Annotated in this window: 16 protein-coding genes and 2 tRNA genes; 12 read left to right on the top strand and 6 right to left on the bottom strand. The window is 71.7% G+C overall.

What is annotated here, in order from left to right:
* The first annotated feature begins 71 nt into the window (after positions 1-71).
* On the top strand, positions 72-560 hold the full coding sequence (locus tag SM452_RS24940) for a MarR family winged helix-turn-helix transcriptional regulator (RefSeq protein WP_262012903.1): 489 nt from the start codon (positions 72-74) through the stop codon (positions 558-560).
* Here SM452_RS24940 and SM452_RS24935 read toward each other — a convergent pair.
* A complete protein-coding gene (locus tag SM452_RS24935; protein ID WP_355509512.1) occupies positions 545-1099 on the bottom strand; it encodes a hypothetical protein in 555 nt (184 codons plus the stop codon). The two genes, SM452_RS24940 and SM452_RS24935, sit on opposite strands and share 16 nt — an antisense overlap.
* A 548-nt stretch (positions 1100-1647) precedes the next feature.
* Between SM452_RS24935 and gyrB the strand changes: the two genes are divergently transcribed.
* The 6 genes from gyrB to SM452_RS24905 all read left to right on the top strand — a co-directional run bounded on the left by gyrB (position 1648) and on the right by SM452_RS24905 (position 7649).
* Positions 1648-3594, top strand: coding sequence for a DNA topoisomerase (ATP-hydrolyzing) subunit B (gyrB, locus tag SM452_RS24930; protein ID WP_135242602.1), 1947 nt, complete (start codon positions 1648-1650; stop codon positions 3592-3594).
* Between the two features lie 131 nt (positions 3595-3725).
* Entirely contained in the window at positions 3726-6245 is a 2520-nt protein-coding gene (gene gyrA, locus SM452_RS24925; RefSeq protein WP_463840812.1) for a DNA gyrase subunit A, read from the top strand.
* 3 nt (positions 6246-6248) lie between these two features.
* On the top strand, positions 6249-7175 hold the full coding sequence (locus SM452_RS24920) for a DUF3566 domain-containing protein (RefSeq protein ID WP_262012900.1): 927 nt from the start codon (positions 6249-6251) through the stop codon (positions 7173-7175).
* 143 nt (positions 7176-7318) lie between these two features.
* Positions 7319-7392 (top strand) — tRNA-Ile (locus SM452_RS24915).
* Between the two features lie 43 nt (positions 7393-7435).
* Positions 7436-7564, top strand: a complete 129-nt coding sequence (locus SM452_RS24910; protein ID WP_013283222.1) for a DLW-39 family protein — start codon at positions 7436-7438, stop codon at positions 7562-7564.
* Between the two features lie 9 nt (positions 7565-7573).
* Positions 7574-7649: transfer RNA gene (locus tag SM452_RS24905), tRNA-Ala, on the top strand.
* A 2-nt stretch (positions 7650-7651) separates the two neighbouring features.
* Here SM452_RS24905 and SM452_RS24900 read toward each other — a convergent pair.
* From SM452_RS24900 to SM452_RS24890, 3 genes are all read right to left on the bottom strand, one after another.
* Positions 7652-7999, bottom strand: a complete 348-nt coding sequence (locus SM452_RS24900; protein WP_463840811.1) for an ImmA/IrrE family metallo-endopeptidase — start codon at positions 7997-7999, stop codon at positions 7652-7654.
* Between the two features lie 331 nt (positions 8000-8330).
* Complete coding sequence (locus SM452_RS24895) at positions 8331-9323, bottom strand: DMT family transporter (RefSeq protein ID WP_262012898.1); 993 nt, start codon at positions 9321-9323, stop codon at positions 8331-8333.
* A 124-nt stretch (positions 9324-9447) separates the two neighbouring features.
* Positions 9448-9999, bottom strand: coding sequence for an AAA family ATPase (locus tag SM452_RS24890; RefSeq protein ID WP_262012897.1), 552 nt, complete (start codon positions 9997-9999; stop codon positions 9448-9450).
* A gap of 50 nt (positions 10000-10049) precedes the next feature.
* On the opposite strand from SM452_RS24890, the gene SM452_RS24885 reads away from it, so the two are divergent.
* From SM452_RS24885 to SM452_RS24875, 3 genes are read left to right on the top strand one after another with little or no spacing between them, the layout of a single operon-like run.
* The gene (locus SM452_RS24885) at positions 10050-10355 is read left to right on the top strand and encodes an ArsR/SmtB family transcription factor (protein WP_013283242.1); all 306 of its coding nucleotides are present in this window, start codon (positions 10050-10052) and stop codon (positions 10353-10355) included.
* Positions 10352-10738, top strand: coding sequence for a VOC family protein (locus tag SM452_RS24880; RefSeq protein WP_355509521.1), 387 nt, complete (start codon positions 10352-10354; stop codon positions 10736-10738). Before SM452_RS24885 ends, SM452_RS24880 begins: the two co-directional genes overlap by 4 nt.
* Before the next feature lie 53 nt (positions 10739-10791).
* Positions 10792-11481 (top strand): PH domain-containing protein, encoded by a 690-nt coding sequence (locus tag SM452_RS24875; RefSeq protein ID WP_463840810.1) that lies wholly within the window; start codon positions 10792-10794, stop codon positions 11479-11481.
* 3 nt (positions 11482-11484) lie between these two features.
* Here the strand turns inward: SM452_RS24875 and SM452_RS24870 are convergent, their stop codons facing one another.
* The gene (locus SM452_RS24870) at positions 11485-12075 is read right to left on the bottom strand and encodes a dienelactone hydrolase family protein (protein WP_355509523.1); all 591 of its coding nucleotides are present in this window, start codon (positions 12073-12075) and stop codon (positions 11485-11487) included.
* 65 nt (positions 12076-12140) lie between these two features.
* Here SM452_RS24870 and SM452_RS24865 point away from each other — a divergent pair, with 65 nt between their 5' ends.
* Both SM452_RS24865 and SM452_RS24860 read left to right on the top strand, forming a co-directional pair.
* Positions 12141-12731: a winged helix-turn-helix domain-containing protein gene (locus tag SM452_RS24865; RefSeq protein ID WP_262012893.1), complete on the top strand. Its 591-nt coding sequence runs from the start codon at positions 12141-12143 to the stop codon at positions 12729-12731.
* A gap of 89 nt (positions 12732-12820) precedes the next feature.
* Positions 12821-13768, top strand: a complete 948-nt coding sequence (locus SM452_RS24860; protein WP_262013023.1) for an L-threonylcarbamoyladenylate synthase — start codon at positions 12821-12823, stop codon at positions 13766-13768.
* Here SM452_RS24860 and SM452_RS24855 read toward each other — a convergent pair.
* Positions 13765-18234 (bottom strand): cation-translocating P-type ATPase, encoded by a 4470-nt coding sequence (locus SM452_RS24855; RefSeq protein WP_463840809.1) that lies wholly within the window; start codon positions 18232-18234, stop codon positions 13765-13767. The two genes, SM452_RS24860 and SM452_RS24855, sit on opposite strands and share 4 nt — an antisense overlap.
* Between the last annotated feature and the right edge of the window lie 11 nt (positions 18235-18245).

The raw sequence follows: 18245 nt of genomic DNA, 5'->3' as shown, positions 1-18245 counted from the left end.
CCCTGTTTTGTGTGCAAACCATTGGTACACCAATCATTGCTACGATCGCAACGACGACGAGGAGGACGCCGGTGACCGACGGCATCGAGGAGGACCCCCTGGCGCTGGAGCAGCAGGTCTGCTTCGCGCTCTCCGTCGCCGCCCGGAGTGTCGTCGCGGTCTACCGGCCACTGCTGGAGCCGATGGGGCTCACCCACCCGCAATACCTGGTCATGCTGGCGCTCTGGCAGCACGCGCCGCTGTCCGGGCGGGATCTGAGCCGGCTGCTCCAGCTCGACCCGGGCACGCTGTCACCGCTGCTCAAGCGGCTGGAGGCGGCCGGCTACATCAGGCGGGAACGGGACGCCGCCGACGAGCGCAGCCTGGCCGTCTCGCTCACCGCCGAAGGGCAGGCGCTGCGGGCGCAGGCCGAGCGGATCCCGCCGGCCATCGTGCAGCGCCTCGGCCTGCCGCTGGCCGACCTGCGGCACCTGCACACAGCGCTGACCGAGGTGATCGCGGCCGCCAACCGGGCCACGTCTTCTCCCGGCGCTGCGGCGCCCGGTCAGGCGTCGGCGTAGACCGCGAAACCCCGCTCCGCGCAGCGCCGGTAGAAGGCCGCCAGCACGCTCAGCTCGGCGCAGGTGAAGTTCCACTGCGGCGGGTCGCCGCTGTCGTCCCGCAGCCGGTCGAGGCGGCTGTCCAGCCAGCGGAGCTGCTGCTCGGCCAGCCGGCCGTCACCGAGTAGCGCGCGCAGCACCTCGCTCACCGACTCGAACGTGACCGGCTCGCCGTACGGCCGGTGCCGGGCGACGAACTTCTCCACGCCCTCGGCGATCCAGGAGCAGCCGTCCGGGTCGATCACCGGGTCCTCGTCCTCGACCGCGTTCTCCGTGGCGTAGAGCACATTCTCCAGCCCGAGGATCAGGTCGACCAATTCGGTGTACGCGGTCGCGCGTACCGTGCCGGTCTTCGCGATCAGCTCGGCGAGCGCCGCGGTCGGCGCGGAGATCCGGGGCATGTCCACGATCTCGCCGAAGTCCACGAACTCAGCCGGCGCGACCGGGTCGTAGAAGCGGCCGGTCCGCGGCCAGTGCACCGCGACGTTGTCCAGCCCCATCTGGCGTCACCTCTCACCAAGCGTTTTCGGACCATCTCCGACGATCGTCCCGGTTCCGGGCGCAAAAGATCAAGACCGCAACGGCGGCGCCGCAAAAGCTACGGCACGCCGGGCCCGGCCGCGACCCCCGGTCGGGGCACCCGCCGATCACCGGTCGGATGATCGTCACGGCTCACGGTGGCCGGTGGCGCGGTACCGGCCCGTTGGCGTGTAGGGGGAGTCGTGGGCGATGCGGTTCGTCCGGCTACGGCATTCTCAGCCGCCCCGGAGAGGGTGCCGAGTGGCGGTTTGGTCGGCTCCGCACAGTAAGATTGAGGGCGAGACGAAAGACCCGAGACGGAGCGACGGACAGGGGCCCGCATGAGCCCTCGATCATAGTCCCGTATCAGGTCCGAGCCGATCGCGATCCGCGGGCAACCGCGGCGCCCGGCGCACATGATCCGAGCCTGGCGACCCCAGGGGCGGACCATGCGCGCCGACGTCGCGTCCTGTCCGCCGAACCCGCGCCCCCGCGCCCGTGCGCGGCCGGTGCGAGAAAGTGGCCGAGCGTGGCAGCGGAGGACAACAAGAAGTACGGTGCCGAGTCGATCACCGTGCTCGAGGGCCTGGAAGCGGTCCGGAAGCGGCCCGGTATGTACATCGGGTCCACCGGCGAGCGCGGTCTGCACCACCTGGTGTGGGAGGTCGTCGACAATGCGGTGGACGAGGCGCTGGCCGGGCACTGCGACACCATCGACGTGGTGCTGCTGGCCGACGGCGGTGTCCGGGTGACCGACAACGGCCGTGGCTTCCCGGTCGACCTGCACCCCAAGCTGAAGAAGCCGGGTGTCGAGGTCGCCCTGACCGTGCTGCACGCGGGCGGCAAGTTCGACGGCAAGGCGTACGCCGTCTCCGGCGGCCTGCACGGCGTCGGCGTCTCCGTGGTGAACGCGCTGTCCACCCGGATGGCCGTGGAGATCCACAAGGACGGCTTCGTCTGGCGGCAGCAGTACCACCACTCCAAGCCGACGCCGCTGGAGAAGGGTGAGGAGACCGACCGCACCGGTTCGGCCGTCTCCTTCTGGCCCGACCCGGACGTCTTCGAGACAGTCGACTTCGACTTCCACACCATCTACCGGCGCCTCCAGGAGATGGCCTTCCTGACCCGGGGTCTCACCATCCACCTGCTCGACGAGCGGGTCCCGGAGGACGAGGACGGCAAGACCCGCGAGGTCACCTTCCACTACGAGGGCGGCATCGCCGACTTCGTCCGGCACCTCAACGCCTCCAAGAGCCCGATCCACAAGACGGTGGTCGAGTTCGGCGCCGAGGAGACGGGCATGTCGGTCGAGATCGCCATGCAGTGGAACGAGTCGTACGGCGAGTCGGTCTACACCTTCGCCAACAACATCAACACCCACGAGGGCGGCACCCACGAGGAGGGCTTCCGGGCCGCGCTGACGAGCGTCGTCAACCGCTACGGCGCCGAGAAGAAGCTGCTCAAGGGCGACGAGCGCCTCTCGGGTGAGGACATCCGCGAGGGTCTGGCCGCGATCATCTCGGTCAAGCTCACCGACCCGCAGTTCGAGGGTCAGACCAAGACCAAGCTGGGCAACACCCCGGTCAAGGGCTTCGTGCAGCGGGTCTGCAACGAGTCGCTCGTCGACTGGTTCGACCGCAACCCGGCCGAGGCGAAGATCATCATTCAGAAGGCGTCCCAGGCGGCGCGGGCCCGGATCGCCGCCCAGCAGGCGCGCAAGCTCGCCCGGCGCAAGTCGCTGCTGGAGTCCGGCTCGATGCCCGGCAAGCTGGCCGACTGCCAGTCCACCGACCCGCGCGAGTCCGAGGTCTTCATCGTCGAGGGCGACTCGGCCGGCGGCTCGGCCAAGCAGGGCCGCGACCCGCGCGTCCAGGCGATCCTGCCGATCCGCGGCAAGATCCTCAACGTGGAGAAGGCCCGGATCGACCGGGTGCTGAAGAACAACGAGGTGCAGGCACTGATCACCGCGCTCGGCACCGGCATCCACGACGACTTCGACATCGAGAAGCTGCGCTACCACAAGATCGTGCTGATGGCCGACGCCGACGTCGACGGCCAGCACATCCAGACGCTGCTGCTCACCCTGCTGTTCCGCTTCATGCGGCCGCTGGTCGAGCTGGGCCACGTCTACCTGGCCGCGCCGCCGCTCTACAAGATCAAGTGGAACAAGAAGGGCGACGACGCCCAGTACGCGTACTCGGACCGCGAGCGCGACGGGCTGATCGCCCTGCGCCAGCAGAAGAAGCCCAACGCCCGCCCGGACGACATCCAGCGGTTCAAGGGTCTCGGCGAGATGAACTACCCCGAGCTGTGGGAGACCACGATGAACCCGGCCACGCGTACGCTGCGCCAGGTCACGCTCGACGACGCCGCAACCGCGGACGAGCTGTTCAGCGTCCTGATGGGCGAGGACGTCGAGGCCCGCCGGTCGTTCATCCAGCGCAACGCCAAGGACGTGCGGTTCCTGGACATCTGACGGACCCACCCGGGCCGGCCGGACATCCACCGGCCGGCCCGGGAGTCCACAGAGTTATCCACAGCCTGAACGCTTTCCACAGCCGTTATCCACAGCGAGACCACGACTGAAGAGTCTGATAAGGGTTAACAGTGACCGATACTCCCGAGTCCACCCCGAACGAGCCGGAGACCCCGGAGACACTGGCCGCGGTCGTCCAGCACGACCGGATCGAGCCGGTCGGCCTCGAGGTCGAGATGCAGCGCTCGTACCTCGACTACGCGATGAGCGTCATCGTCGGGCGGGCCCTGCCGGACGTCCGGGACGGGCTCAAGCCGGTCCACCGCAAGATCCTCTACGCCATGTTCGACTCCGGCTACCGGCCGGACCGCGGGTACGTGAAGTGCTCCCGCGTCGTCGGCGACGTGATGGGCCAGTTCCACCCGCACGGCGACTCGGCCATCTACGACGCGTTGGTCCGGATGGCGCAGCCGTGGTCGCTGCGCTACCCGCTGGTCGACGGCAACGGCAACTTCGGCTCGCCGGGTAATGATCCGGCTGCGGCCATGAGATATACAGAATGCAAGCTCGACCCGCTGGCGATGGAGATGCTGCGGGACATCGACGAGGACACCGTTGACCTGCAGGACAACTACGACGGCCGGGCCAAGGAGCCCACCATCCTGCCGTCGCGTATCCCGAACCTGCTGATCAACGGCTCCGAGGGCATCGCGGTCGGCATGGCCACCAAGATCCCGCCACACAACCTGCGCGAGATCGGCGCGGCGGTGCAGTGGTGCCTGGAGCACCCGGAGGCCGACGAGGCCACCACGCTGGAAGCCCTGCTGGAGATCGTCAAGGGCCCGGACTTCCCGACCCACGGCCTGATCGTCGGCCAGGCGGGCATCCAGGACGCGTACCGGACCGGGCGCGGCTCGATCCGGATGCGCGCCGTGGTCGAGGTCGAGGAGGACAAGCGGGGCCGGCCGGCGCTCGTGGTCAGCGAGCTGCCGTACCAGGTCAACCCGGACAACCTCGCCGAGCGCATCGCCGAGCTGATCAAGGAGGGCAAGCTCGCCGGCATCGCCGACATCCGCGACGAGTCCTCCGGGCGTACCGGCATGCGGATCGTGCTCGTGCTCAAGCGCGACGCGGTCGCCAAGGTGGTGCTGAACAACCTCTACAAGCACACCCAGCTCCAGGAGACGTTCGGCGCCAACATGCTGGCGCTCGTCGACGGCGTGCCGCGCACGCTCAACCTGGCCCAGTTCATCCGCTACTACGTCGAGCACCAGATCGAGGTGATCCGGCGGCGGACCGCGTTCCGGCTGCGCAAGGCCGAGGAGCGGGCACACATCCTGCGCGGTCTGTCCAAGGCGCTGGACGCGCTGGACGAGGTGATCGCCCTGATCCGGCGCTCGCCCACCGTCGAGGACGCCCGGCAGGGCCTGATCCGGCTGCTGGACATCGACGAGGTCCAGGCGACCGCGATCCTGGACATGCAGCTGCGCCGGCTGGCCGCCCTGGAGCGGCAGCGCATCCTGGACGACCTGGCGAAGCTCGAAGTGGAGATCGCCGACCTCAAGGACATCCTGGCCAAGCCGGAGCGGCAGCGGCGGATCGTCTCGGAGGAGCTGGGCGAGATCGTCGCGAAGTGGGGCGACGAGCGGCGCACGAAGATCGTCCCGTTCGACGGCGAGGTCTCGATGGAGGACCTCATCGCCCGCGAGGACGTGGTGGTGACGATCACGCGCACCGGGTACGCCAAGCGGACCAAGGTCGATCTCTACCGGTCGCAGCGGCGCGGCGGGAAGGGCGTCAGCGGGGCGACGCTCCGCCAGGACGACATTGTCAGCCACTTCTTCGTATGCTCTACCCACGACTGGATCCTGTTCTTCACGAACAAGGGTCGGGTCTACCGGGCGAAGGCGTACGAGCTTCCCGAGGCCAGTAGGGTGGCCAAGGGCCAGCACGTGGCCAATCTGCTCGCGTTCCAGCCCGACGAGCAGATCGCGCAGATCATTGAAATCCCGAACTACCAGGTGGCCCCCTACCTGGTACTGGCCACGAAGAACGGCCTGGTGAAGAAGACGCGGCTCGAGGAGTTCGACTCCAACCGTTCCGGCGGCATCATCGCGGTCAACCTGCGCGATGAGGACGAACTGGTCGGTGCGGTCCTGGTCGCTCCGGAGGACGACCTGCTGCTCGTGTCGAAGAACGCCCAGGCGATCCGCTTCAACGCCACCGACGAGGCGCTGCGCCCGATGGGCCGGGCGACTTCCGGGGTGATCGGCATGCGCTTCAGCGGCGAGGACGAGTTGCTCGCGGTCGAGGTGGTGCGAGAGGGTCTGGACGTTCTGGTCGCGACGAACGGGGGTTACGCGAAACGTACCCCGATCGAGGAATACCCGGTCCAGGGCCGGGGAGGTAAGGGCGTGCTGACCGCGAAGATCACCGAGCGACGCGGTGGCCTGGTCGGCGCGGTCGTGATCGATCCGGAGGACGAGCTGTTCGCCATCACGAGCAACGGCGGCGTCATCCGGACTCCGGTGAAGCCTGTACGCCGTACGCGTGACCGGAACACAATGGGAGTCAAGCTGATGGACCTCCCGGACGGCGTGACTATCGTGGCGATTGCTCGCAATGCCGACGAGCCTGACGAACAGGACTAGTTGATGACGGAGACACAGGCGAAGTCGGGGAACAAGGGGACCTCGGCCACTCCGGTCGACGAGGAGGCCGCGCAGGGCGGCACACCAGCGACCGGCCGCGCGGCTGTGGGCCGGGCCACGGTTCCCGCCGACGCGCCTGCCCCGAAGTTCACCCGGGCTCCCGGCATGACCCCGCCTCCGGACAAGCCGGCCGAGGACTCCGGTTCCCGGGACTCGGCCGAGACCAAGGTCGACGCGCCGACGTCGGCCGACGGTCTGGCCGCCCCGGCCGGCAAGCCCACGAACGCCACGAGCACCCAGCCGATCAAGGCGCCGTCGGCCGCCGGCCGGGCTTCCACCGGTACGACCGGCACGCAGCCGCGGATCGGCGCCGGCCTGGGTACCGCCCCGAAGGCGTCGCCCGACGGCTCGCGCCCGGGCGGCGCCGCGAACGCCCAGTCCCGGCCCGCGAACGGCGGCGGCCTGCCGCCGGGCATCAGCGGCGCGGCGGCAGTCGGCGCCGCGCGCGTGGGTGAGGCGGTACGCGCCGCGCGTACCTCGGTCAGCTCGGCCGCGTCGCGCGGACCGCGACGGGCCCGGCTGAACCTGAAGCGGATCGACCCGTGGTCGGTGATGAAGTTCGCCTTCGCGGTGTCCGTGGTGCTCTTCATCGTGGTCGTCGTGGCGACGTCGGTGCTCTACCTGGCGCTCGACGCGATGGGTGTGTTCAAGAGCGTCAACGACAGCCTGACCGACCTGGTGAACGCCGGTGGCGGCCAGGGCGGCGGTGGCTTCCGGATCACCGCGAAGGGCGTGATCCTGACGTCGTCGCTGATCGGCCTGGTGAACGTCGTGCTGTTCACCGCGCTGGCGACGCTCAGCGCGTTCGTCTACAACGTCTGCGCCGACCTGGTCGGCGGCATCGAGCTGACGCTCGCCGAGCGGGACTGATCGACCGACGCCGGGGCACCGCGTAAAGCGGTCGCCCCGGCGTCGTACGTCCGGGTAGGTTCGAGATGGCGCGGGCGCTTCCACTACGTACCCCCGATTTGGGCGCGGTGGAGGCGATGGGTTAACCTAGCTCGTCGCTACGCGGGGCTATAGCTCAGTCGGTTAGAGCGCAGAGCTGATAACTCTGAGGTCGCTGGTTCGATTCCAGCTAGCCCCACCGCACATCGTCCGACGACAGTCGAGCGCGAGGGGTCAAGCACATGTTCAAGAAGCTCCTGATCCTGGCCGGCATCGTCGGTGTGGCCGCCGTCGTGGCCAAGAAGGTCAAGGCCTCGAACGACGAGCGCGCCCTGTGGCACGAGGCGACCACGGCGCCCGACCTGCGCTGACGCCGTCACGGGGCCCTAGCTCAACTGGCAGAGCACTGCCTTTGCAAGGCAGGGGTTAGGGGTTCGAGTCCCCTGGGCTCCACCACATCACGTCGCCTGATCATCAGCGACTGTTTCGAGTACAGCCTGGACACTCGGCTTCCATCGCTCGGCGAAGGCTTCGGCGAACCGTTCATGATCTGATCGGCGTTGTATGCGTCCGACCTTTCGGCTGCGGTGTTGGAGCACGTGATGTCCGAGCTCGTGCAGCAGCACGTCGAATCGCATGAAGTCGCGCAACGATACGGTTTCCGATAGCGGTTGCTCGTACAGGAAGATCTCGCCTGGCACCCGGGTCCTGCCGTAGACGACGAATCCGGGCCGGAGGTCCTCGGTCTGCCGCAGCTCGACGGCGCGCAACCCGTACCACGCCCAGGGTCCGATGGCTTCCAGCACGTCGCGAACGTCTCGTCCGCCTGCCGGGTGCGCGAATCCGGGTCGCGGTGCGTGAACGTGGATCCGCACCCGGTCGAGCCGGGGCGCGCGCCGAAGCGCCTGGCGGGATCGGGGGTCCGTTCGGAGGCTTCGGCTCACAGCGGCCATGGTCGGCGTACGGCACGACCGACGACAACGGATTTCTTCGTGGAGCAACTCGGTGAGACCGGCGGGGTAGAGCGGACTGCCGGCGTCGTCGCGTATCTCGCCGATGGCGCCCCGCTCGTAGAGGGACTGGTCGGTTGTCGGGGTCCGGGGGTGACTTACCGATCGGTACAGAACGTGATCCGGATTATGGACCCGCTCGTCGAGGCCGGCGGCGGTTCCGTGCGTCGGCGTCACGGTCCCTGCGCACCGCAGTCGATGACGGCGCCGGTCCGGGTTCGCCGAGCATCAGCGCGACAACCGCGGCGAGCAGCACGGCCGACCCGAGAACGGCGGTCACGGTGAGCCGTTCGTCCAGCAGCAGCACCGCGATGAGCGCCGCGGTCACCGGCTCGACGAGCGCGATGACCGACGCGGTGGTCGCCCGGACCGAGGCCAGACCGGCGAAGAACAGGGTGTACGCCACGGCGGTGGGCGCCACGGCGAGGAAGGCGAGCAGGCCCACCGTCCGGCGGGTGTCACCGGATGTGGACAGGATCCCTTCGAGCAGGGCCAGGGGCAGCAGGCAGATCATCCCGACGGCGAATCCGCCCAGGAGCGACGTCTGCCCGCCGCCGTCCCGGCCGAGCTTCCGGTTGAGCACGGTGACGGCTGCGTACCCGCCCGCGGACAGCAGCGCGCAGGCCAGGCCCAGCGCCGGTGCCGGGGCGCTGCCGGCGCTACCACCGCCCAGCAGCAGGACCAGACCGACGAGTGCTGTCGCGACGGCGACTCCGCCCGCCCGGCCGAGTCGCTCGCCGAGGGTCAGGCGGGAGCCGAGGGCGATGAGGATCGGCCCGGCGCCGAGGGTGACCATGGTGGCGACGGCCAGGCCGGCGTACCCCACTGCGGCGAAGTACGCCGTCTGGTAGACGGCCAGACCCACGCCCGTCGTCACGACCTGCCGCCACCGGTGGCGCGACGGAGCGTGGACGAAGCCGGACGGTCGCCGCAGTGTCAGGTGGCCGGCGGCGAGCAGCAGGACGCCGCCGGCGAACCGCCAGAACGAGACGGCGACCGGGCCCAATCCGCTGGTGTCGTAGAGGACGGCTGCCGCGGCGCCGCCGGTGCCCCAGGCGATCGCCGCCATGAGGATGTACAGGGTTCCTCGCCCCACGGTCGGGGGCACAATCGTGCGCACGTGATTTCTCCGTTGTCGTCGCCGCCCGGGCACCGCGAACGGACCCGGGCTCTGGGTGCGGGAGCCGGGTTCGGTGAACGGCGTCGTTACCGGGTGACCGGTGGCGGCGAGACAACGCGGAAGGTCATGTCCGCACCCTAGCCGCGCGCAGTCGATCGACCGTCTGCTTTATCGCCGCCACCCGGGTCGCGAGCGGTCCCGCCGGCACGTCGACGAGGTCGAACCCCGCCTCGCGGTACGTCAGTTCGTGGACCCGCTCGAAGACGAGCGACTCCTCGAAGCTGATCCGCCGGGCCGCGGTCGCCTCGACGAAGCCCTGATTCCGGACGAAGAAGACGGTCCGTTCCGCGGTCATGCCCGCGATCTCGTCGAGCAGGGCGGACGGCGGCGTCAACCCCAGGTGGCGGCACAACGCGAGCGTGCAGACCGGTGAGCGGTCGTGGAACACCACGTCGCCGCCGAACGTCTCGGCTCGGCGCCGACGCCTCCGCTGGAGATCCAGCACCCGCTCGGCGAAGTCCGGTTCACGCCACGGCTCGGGTCGCCCGAGCGCCTGACGCAGCGCGATCACGTCGGTCGCGGCCTCTTCCACGACGGGATGGCCGTCGATCTCCAGGTGGCGCAGGATCGCTGTCTTACCGGAGCCGGGAGCGCCGGTGAGGATGTATCCGGGCATGACGTCCTCCGATTGCGGCAACCCCTTGATAGGCAAGCCGTTACTTGCCTATGGTGGGTGACGTGGGCGATCTTTACCAGGCGCTGGCCGATCCCACCCGCCGCCTGATCCTCGACGAGCTGACCGAGCGCGATGGTCAGACCCTGTTCGAGATCTGTGGCCGGCTGGCCACGAAGCACCAGGTCGGTTCGTCCCGGCAGGCGATCTCCCAGCACCTCGACGTCCTGGAGGCCGCCGGCCTGATCGTCACGCGGCGGCAGGGCCGCTACAAGTTCCACCACCTCGACACCCGGCCGCTGCGGTCCATCACCGAGCGATGGCTCAGGTCCGACGCACCCACTCAGGAGAACCCATGAGAATCAACCTCACCAGCGTGTACGTCGACGACCAGGAGAAGGCCCTGCGCTTCTACACCGAGGTGCTGGGCTTCGTGAAGAAGACAGACGTGCCGACCGGGGAGTACCGCTGGCTGACCGTGGTCTCGCCGGACGCCCCGGACGGTGTCGAGCTGCTGCTGGAACCCGACGCGCACCCGGCCGCCAAGGCGTTCAAGGAGGCGCTCGCGGCCGACGGCATCCCGCTGACGCAGTTCGCGGTGGACGACGTGGCCGCCGAGCACGACCGGCTGCGGGGCCTCGGCGTGCTGTTCACCCAGGAGCCGGTCGACATGGGCCCGGTGATCACAGCGGTGTTCGACGACACCTGCGGCAACCTGATCCAGATCGCACAGTACCGGTAGCCGGGCGTTGACTCCGCGCGGAACCGCTGGACACGATCGGTCACCCTGGCGGCATGACGGTGTGGCGGCGCCCGTACTCGCTGGACCTGGCCACCTCCGACTCCATGGTCGTGGCGGGGCTGGCGGTCGGCTTCTTCGTGCTCATCGTGTTCGGGATCCGCAGCGGCAGTTTCCTGGAACGGGAGGCGGTGTTCCTCGGAGTGTGGAACGCCGGCGTCCTCGCCGTCGCGGTCCGCCGCGCGATGCTCGGCGTTTGGGTGAGCCCCGTCGGCGTACGCTCGCGCTCGCTGCTCCGCACGACCACAGTGCCGTGGGCGTCGGTCGTGGAGATCCACAGCGGTACGGCTTCGATAGCGGGTCTGGACATGGGACGCGACGCGATCGTCATCGAGCGGATCGACGGCGAGCCGGTGCAGACGCCGATCCAGTCCGGCGCCATCGTCCGGCCGTTCCGCCTGGAGCTGACCCGGCTGGTCACCTGGCCGGAGCACTACGACGAGATCCTCGCGACCCTGCGGGAGTGCCACCGCGACGCCCGGCCGGCGGAGCAGCGCGCGCCGGCGAGCCCGGCGCCGGATCCGGTCCGCGCCGACCGTCCGGATCCGCCGGAGCAGATTCGGCGACCCGCTCCGAGCGCCGCGAAGCGGCGTGACATCCACGCGTTGACCAGGCAGTACGAGCGTGGAGTGCTGACCGACGCCGAGTACGCGGCGGCGTTGGCGCGGCTGCGCGGTGACGAGTAGGCGTCAGCCGAGCCGGTCGAGCAGCTCGCGGCTGCGGCTCACCACCAGCGCTGTGGCCTCGGCGTCGTACGAGGGCAGCGAACTGTCGGTGAACAGGTGCCGGTCGCCGGGGTAGACGTACAGCTCGCCGCGTTCGGGACCGACGATCGACACCAGCTCGCGCGCGGCGTCCACGTCGCCTTCGAGCCCGAAGAACGGGTCCTGTTCCATGCCGTGCACCTGCACCGCCACCCCGTCGGGCCAGGGGCCGATCGCCCATTCGCCGGTCACCGGCAGGCAGGCCTCGTAGAGCAGGGCGGCCCGGGCGCCGGCCCGGGTCTGGGCGAGCCGCTGGGCGATGGCGGCGCCCCAGGAGACGCCCGCGTAGACGAGGCCGGCGGGCAGGCCGGCGACGTACGCGTCGGCGCGCTGGTCGAGGACGTCGCCGCCGATCCGCTTGATCAGCGCGGCGCCGTCGGAGATGGTGGCCGGCCGTTCGCCGTCGAAGAAGTCGGGGACGTGGACGGTGTGCCCGCCGGACCGGAGGGAGTCGGCGAGCGCGCGGACGCCGTCCGTGAGCCCTTGAATGTGGTGGAAGAGCACGATCTCGGCCATCACTACACTCCTGAGTTGTCAGACCAGAGTTATCGAACGAACCAGAATCTTAGAACGGTCGAGAAATGTCGGTCAATGAGCGAATCCCGGACTACGACCTCGACGACCTACTTGTGGTCACCGCTCCGGAGCAGTTGCGTGCGCTCGCCGACCCGCTGCGGAGCACGCTGCTCGAACTGCTCCTGGAGCGTGCCGCCACCGTGAACGAGATGGCCCGCGCGGTCGACCGGCCGAAGAGCAGCGTGGCGTACCACGTGAACCAGCTGGTGGACGCCGGTCTGCTGCGCGTGGTGCGGACCCGCCGCGTACGCGCCATCGAGGAGCGGTTCTACGGGCGGGTGGCCCGCACCTACTACGTCGGCGCGCTCAGCCGGGCCGAGGACAAGCAGGTGGTGTCCCGGATCAACGGGCTCGCCGAGGCGGCAGCCGAAGCGGCTGCCGCACACGCCGCCGACGAGCTGCGGTGCACCCTCGTGCACGCGCGCATCCCGATCGAGGACGTCCGCGAGTTCTGGGCGGAGGTGCAGGCGCTGGCCCGGCGGTTCGCGCAGATCCCCCGCGCCGGCGACCAGGTGTACGGCTTCGCCGCCGGCCTCTACCCCACCGACGCGCCCACGCTGCCGGACACGGACCCCGCCACCGACAGGCGCGACTGACGGCCCCGCCACGCGACGGCAGGGTCTTGCCGGTGCGGCGAACCGGGCAGGCTAGCGTCGGAAGCGTGAGCACCGGATCCCCGCGCGTCCTGCCGGCCGAGCGCGGCATCGACGAGGCAGCCGCCGTCCTGCGCGCCGGCGGGCTGGTCGCCTTCCCCACCGAGACGGTCTACGGGCTGGGCGCCAACGCGCTCGACGCCCGGGCCGCCGCCCGGATCTTCGAGGCGAAGGCCCGGCCCAGCTTCGACCCGCTGATCAGCCACCTGGCCGACGCCGCCGACCTGGCCGCGCTCGTGGGCGAGGTGCCCGCGGCGGTGGCCGAGCTGGCGAAGCGGTTCTGGCCGGGCCCGCTCACCCTGATCGTGGACCGGCCGGAGATCATCCCGCCGATCGTCACCTCCGGCCTGGACACGATGGCGGTACGCGTACCGGACGAACCGTCGGCGCGGGCGCTGATCGCGGCGGCCGGCGTGCCGGTGGCGGCGCCGAGCGCGAACCGGTTCGGCCAGCTCAGCCCCACCCGGGCCGAGCACGTGGTGGCCGGGCTGGGTGGCGCGGTGGACCTGGTGCTCGACGGCGGGCCCACCCGGTGCGGCATCGAGTCGACGATCGTGGACGCGCGCGGCGACCGGCCGGTGGTGCTGCGGCTGGGCGCGCTGCCGGTCGAGGCGATCGTCGAGGCGGTCGGCCCGGTCGAGGTGCGCCAGGGCAGCTCCGGTCAGCCGGTCGCGCCCGGGACGCTCGCCGCGCACTACGCCCCGCGTACCCCCTTGCGGTTGGGCGCGGCGACCGAGCCCGGCGGCGGCCGGCGGGGCTTCCTGGCCTTCCGGGAGCCACCGGCGGACGGCGACTGGGCGGCGGTGGAGGTGCTGTCGCCGGACGGCGACGTGACGGCGGCGGCGGCGCGCCTGTTCGACGCGCTGCACCGGCTCGACGCAGCAGGGGTGACCGAGATCGTCGCCGAGCCGGTGCCGGAGACCGGCGTGGGCCGCGCGATAAACGACAGGCTGCGCCGGGCCGCCGCCACCTGGCACTAAGAACCGGGCTGCGGCAGGCGGTCGACCAGCTTGGTCAGCGCACCGTTGGCGAACGTCGCGCCGAGCGCCGAGCCGGTGGCGATGGTCCAGCCCACCGGGCCGAGCGGGGTGCAGCCGAAGAAGTGGCTGACACCAGGCGTCTGCACCACCGCCACGAGCACGCCCACCGACGCGGCGGTGGCGGCGAGCACGCTGGGGCTGGTGCCGCCGGCCAGCACGGTCTGCCCGAGCTGGGTGCCGATCAGCGAGGCGAGCGCGACGGTGCTGGCGCGTCGCTGTGTGCCGGTCCACCTGGCGATCGTCCAGCCGGCGGTCGCGCCCAGCGTGGTCGCCGCCGCGCGCAGCCCGATCTCCCGGGTCATGGTGACGCCGAGCGAGGAGTCCGGGCCTTCCCGCAGCAGGTGGTCGGCGCTGTCGTCGGCCGGCGGGCGGACCGCGATGGCGAGCGCCGGCGCCAGGTCGGTGAGCAGGTTGACCAGGAGGAGTTGCCGGCCGCCCAGGGCGGACCGGCCGGTCGCGGCGGCGCTGAGCACGCTGAACGCGATCTCACCGAGGTTGCCGCCGACCAGGATGCTCAGCGCGTGCCGGACGGACGACCACATGGCGCGTCCCTCGACCAGCGTGGCGATGATCGTCTCCAGCCGGTCGTCGGTGACCACCAGGTCGGCGGCGGCGCGGGCGGCGGGAGTGCCCCGCTGACCGAGCGCGATGCCGACGTCTGCCAGCCGGATCGCCGGCGCGTCGTTGGCGCCGTCACCGGTCATCGCGACGGTGCGGTCCTGGCGCTGCAACGCCTGGATTATCCGTACCTTGTGCGCGGGCGTGCAGCGCGCCACCACGTCGGTGGCCATCAGGCGCTCGGCGAGCGCGGCGTCGTCCAGCCGGTCCAGGTCCGTGGCGGTGACGACGCGCTGGCCGCCGTCGTCCGGGCTGATCGTGGCGGCGATCGCCTCGGCCGTGGCCGGGTGGTCGCCGGTGATCATGACGGTGTGCACGCCCGCGGCCCGGATCCGGGCCACCGCCGGCCGGGCGCTGTCCCGCACCCCGTCGGCGAGCGTCAGGAAACCCACGAAGACCAGCCCGTTCACCTGCTCGTCGCTGATCTGCTCGGTGGAGACCCGGCACTCGGCCACGGCGAGGATGCGGTGCCCGGCACCGGCCCGCCCGGCCAGCATGGCCTGCACCTCCTCGCGACCGGCCGCGTCCAACGGACGGTCACCCTGGGCGGTGCGCCGGGACGCGCAGCGCGGCAGCACCGACTCGGGGGCGCCCTTCACGCTCAGCAGCAGCCCGTCGGCGGCGCGCCCGACGAAGGCGCTGTAGCCCCGGGACGGCTCGAACGGCATCCCGGCCGTGGCGGTCCAGCCCGCCGCAGCGGTCCGCTCGTCCACCCCGGCGGCGTCCGCGCCGTGGCGCACCGCCCGGTCGGTCTGCTGCGGCAACTCGTCCGGGTCGTCAGCGGCCGGGGTGGCCCGCACGGCGGCGGCCAGCGTCGACCGGAGCGGCTCGTCCAGTTCGTCCAGCACGGCGTACCGGCCGTCACCGGTACCCACCCCGGCCAGCAGCAACTTCCCCTCGGTGAGCGTGCCGGTCTTGTCGAAGCAGAGCACGTCGACCCGGCCCAGCGCCTCGATGGTCCGGGGGTTGCGGACCAGGGCGCCGTGCTCGGCCAGCCGCCGCGCCGCCGCCAACTGCGCGGCACTGACCAGGAACGGCAACCCCTCCGGCACCGACGCCACGGCCAGGTTCGCGGCGGTCGCCGCCGTCTCGGCAAGGGGTACGCCCCGAAGCAGCCCCGCCCCGGCGACAGCGATCGCCGAGGCAGCCGCCAGGGGTACGGCGCTGCTCGTCAACTTGCCCAGTCGCGCCTCCACGCCACTGGCCGGCGGGGCCTGCCGGGCCATCGCGAGACTCCGCCCGGCCTCGGTCTCCGCGCCGGTCGCCACCACCACCGCGGTGCCGTGCCCGGCGGCCACAGTGGTGCCCTCGAACACCATCGAGTGCCGTTCGGCGACGGCCGCCGCCACCACCGGTTCCGGACTCTTCGCCACCGGCAGCGACTCGCCGGTCAACGACGACTCGTCCGCCTCCAGCCCGTCGCTCGTCAGCACCCGGCAGTCGGCCGGTACGGCGTCCCCGGAACTGACCGTGATCACGTCGCCGCGTACCAACTCCTCGGCGGGGACCACCCGCTCGGCGCCGTCGCGCAGCACCCGGGCGGTGACCGCCGAGCGGGACAGCAGCTCGGCCAGGGAGCGTTCGGTGTTGCGCTGGTGCACGGCGCCGACCAGCGCGGACCCGCCCACCACACCGCCGACCAGTGCGGCGTCGACCAGCGAGCCGAACGCGGCTGAGAGCACCGCACCGGCGGCCAGCACCGGGGTGAGCGGGTTGGACAGCTCCTCGACGAACGAGCGAAGCAGCCCGGCCGGGCCGTGCTCGTCACCGACCTCGACGCGCCGCCGGCGGGCCGCCTCCTCCTCGGTCAGCCCGGACGGGTCGGTGGCGAGCTGTTCCAGGACGGTCTGCGCCGGCATCAGGTGCCAGGCGGTGAGCGCGGGCATCGGTGCGCCGGTCCGGTCCGGCAGCCGGTGCGCCCGGACCACGCCGTGCGCGAACGCGAGCGCCGCCGCGCCGTTCACCGCCGCCAGGGTCGGGCGGGGCAGCCGTCGCCGGTCGGCGGTGAACGCGGCGAGCGCGCCGAGCCCGCTGCCGGCCATCGCGATCCGGACGTTCTGCGCGGTCATCCGGCGGGCCACCCCGGCGGCGTCGACGAGCAGCGCCGGTACCCGCAGGTCGTCACCGACCAGCAGGTGCGCGCCCCACGGCGGCAGGTCGTCCGGGCCGTACACGCCGAGGCCGCAGTCCGAGGCGGCTAGTGCCGACCGCTCACCGGAGACCACCATCACCACCGCGCCCTCGCGTTGCAGGTCGTGCACCGCGTCGGCGAGCCGGGCACCACCGGGTACGAGCAGATCCGCGAAGTCGTACCGGCCGTCGTCCGCGCCGCCCACCACGAGCCGCAGGCCCGCCTGGCGGGCGGCCGACGCCAGCGCGTCCACGCCCGGCGCGGGCTCCGGCTCGACCCGCAGGACGGCGGCGAGCCGGCCGTTCTCGGCGAGCCCGAGCAGCCGTCCACCGTCGGCGCGCAGCCGGGCGCTGTCCGGGGTGTCCCCGGGATCGTCGGCGCCGAGGCGGTCCAGCGGGCCGATCCGCCAGCCGTCGGCGGCGCGTACCGCGTCCGGCGCGGCCGGGTCGAACAACGCGAACGCCCGGGCGGCGACCTGCCCGGTGTCGGCGTCGGCCAGCGGCGCGAGGTCGGCCAGGACACCCCGGTCCGAGCCGAGCACCGCCGCGTCGAGCACCACCGTGTCGATCCGGTCCAGCTCCCGCAGCACACTGCGGTCCATCGCGATCACGCCGCGCCGGGCGAGCATCCGGCCGAGCTGGGCGCCGTACCCCTCGCGGCCGGAGCCGGGCGCCTTCGGCAGCGAGGACAGCGCCAGCGCGGCGGCCCGCTTCGGTCCCAGCACCGGCAGCGCCGCCGCCCCGGCGACCGCGCCGGCCGGGAGCACGCGCTTGGCGTACCGCTCGGGCTGACCGTCCGGCACCGGGCAGGGCCGCTCTCCGTCCGGCACCCGCGCCACAGCCCGCTCCGGGTCACCGGTCAGGTGCGGTTCGGCCCGCCGCCACGCGGCCAGTTGCGCGGCGCTTTCGCCCCACTGCACCACGCGCTGCGCGCCGTCCAGCACGATGCCGGCCCAGCCGCCGGTGAGGCCCTGCACCACGGCCTCGGCCAGCGGGAACAGCACCTCGGCGCGCGGGTCGGCGCGGATGCCCAGGCCGGCCAGCGCGTGCAGCTTCGGGTGCAGGTCGACGGCGCCGAGCAGCCCGGCCACCTCGGCGGGGATGGGAGTGAGCGGCAGGACACGGGTGGCAGCGGAGATGCTCAACCCGAGCACGTCGGACAGCAGCGCGCCGAACGTCCGCGCGGTACGCGGTCCGTCCTCGGGCGGCTGCGGCGGCTCGATCTCCGGGTCCGGCTCGTACGGGCAGGTCTGCTCCACGCGCGCCACAGTGGCGATCAGGTCGCGCAGCTTCGGTGCCGGATCCCCGGTCGCCACCACCACCCGGCCGGACGGCGCGTTGACCCGCGCCCAGGTGACGCCCGGCATCGACTCCAGCGCCGCCTCGACCTGGCGGGCCAGCCGGTCGCCGCCGTCCTGGCAGACGCCGTGCACCTCGATGTGGTGGCGGCCGTCCTGCGACCACACGCGGCGGCTGGTCAGCCCGGTGAGGCGGGCCAGCCGGGCCGCCGCCGTACCGACGCTGCCCGCCACCTCGCTGACCCGGGCCGGCACGGCGTCCGTGGGCAGGACCGAACCGACGGTACGCGCGACACGCGCGGCGGTCTCCGGTACGACCGTAGGAGACAGCAGGAGGCCGGCGAACCGTCCCAGCGCCATCTCGCCTCCCG

The organism is Micromonospora sp. SYSU B005, from assembly GCF_055362685.1.
The sequence above is the reverse complement of the archived record's forward strand: the minus strand, read 5'-3'. Positions and strand labels throughout refer to the sequence as shown.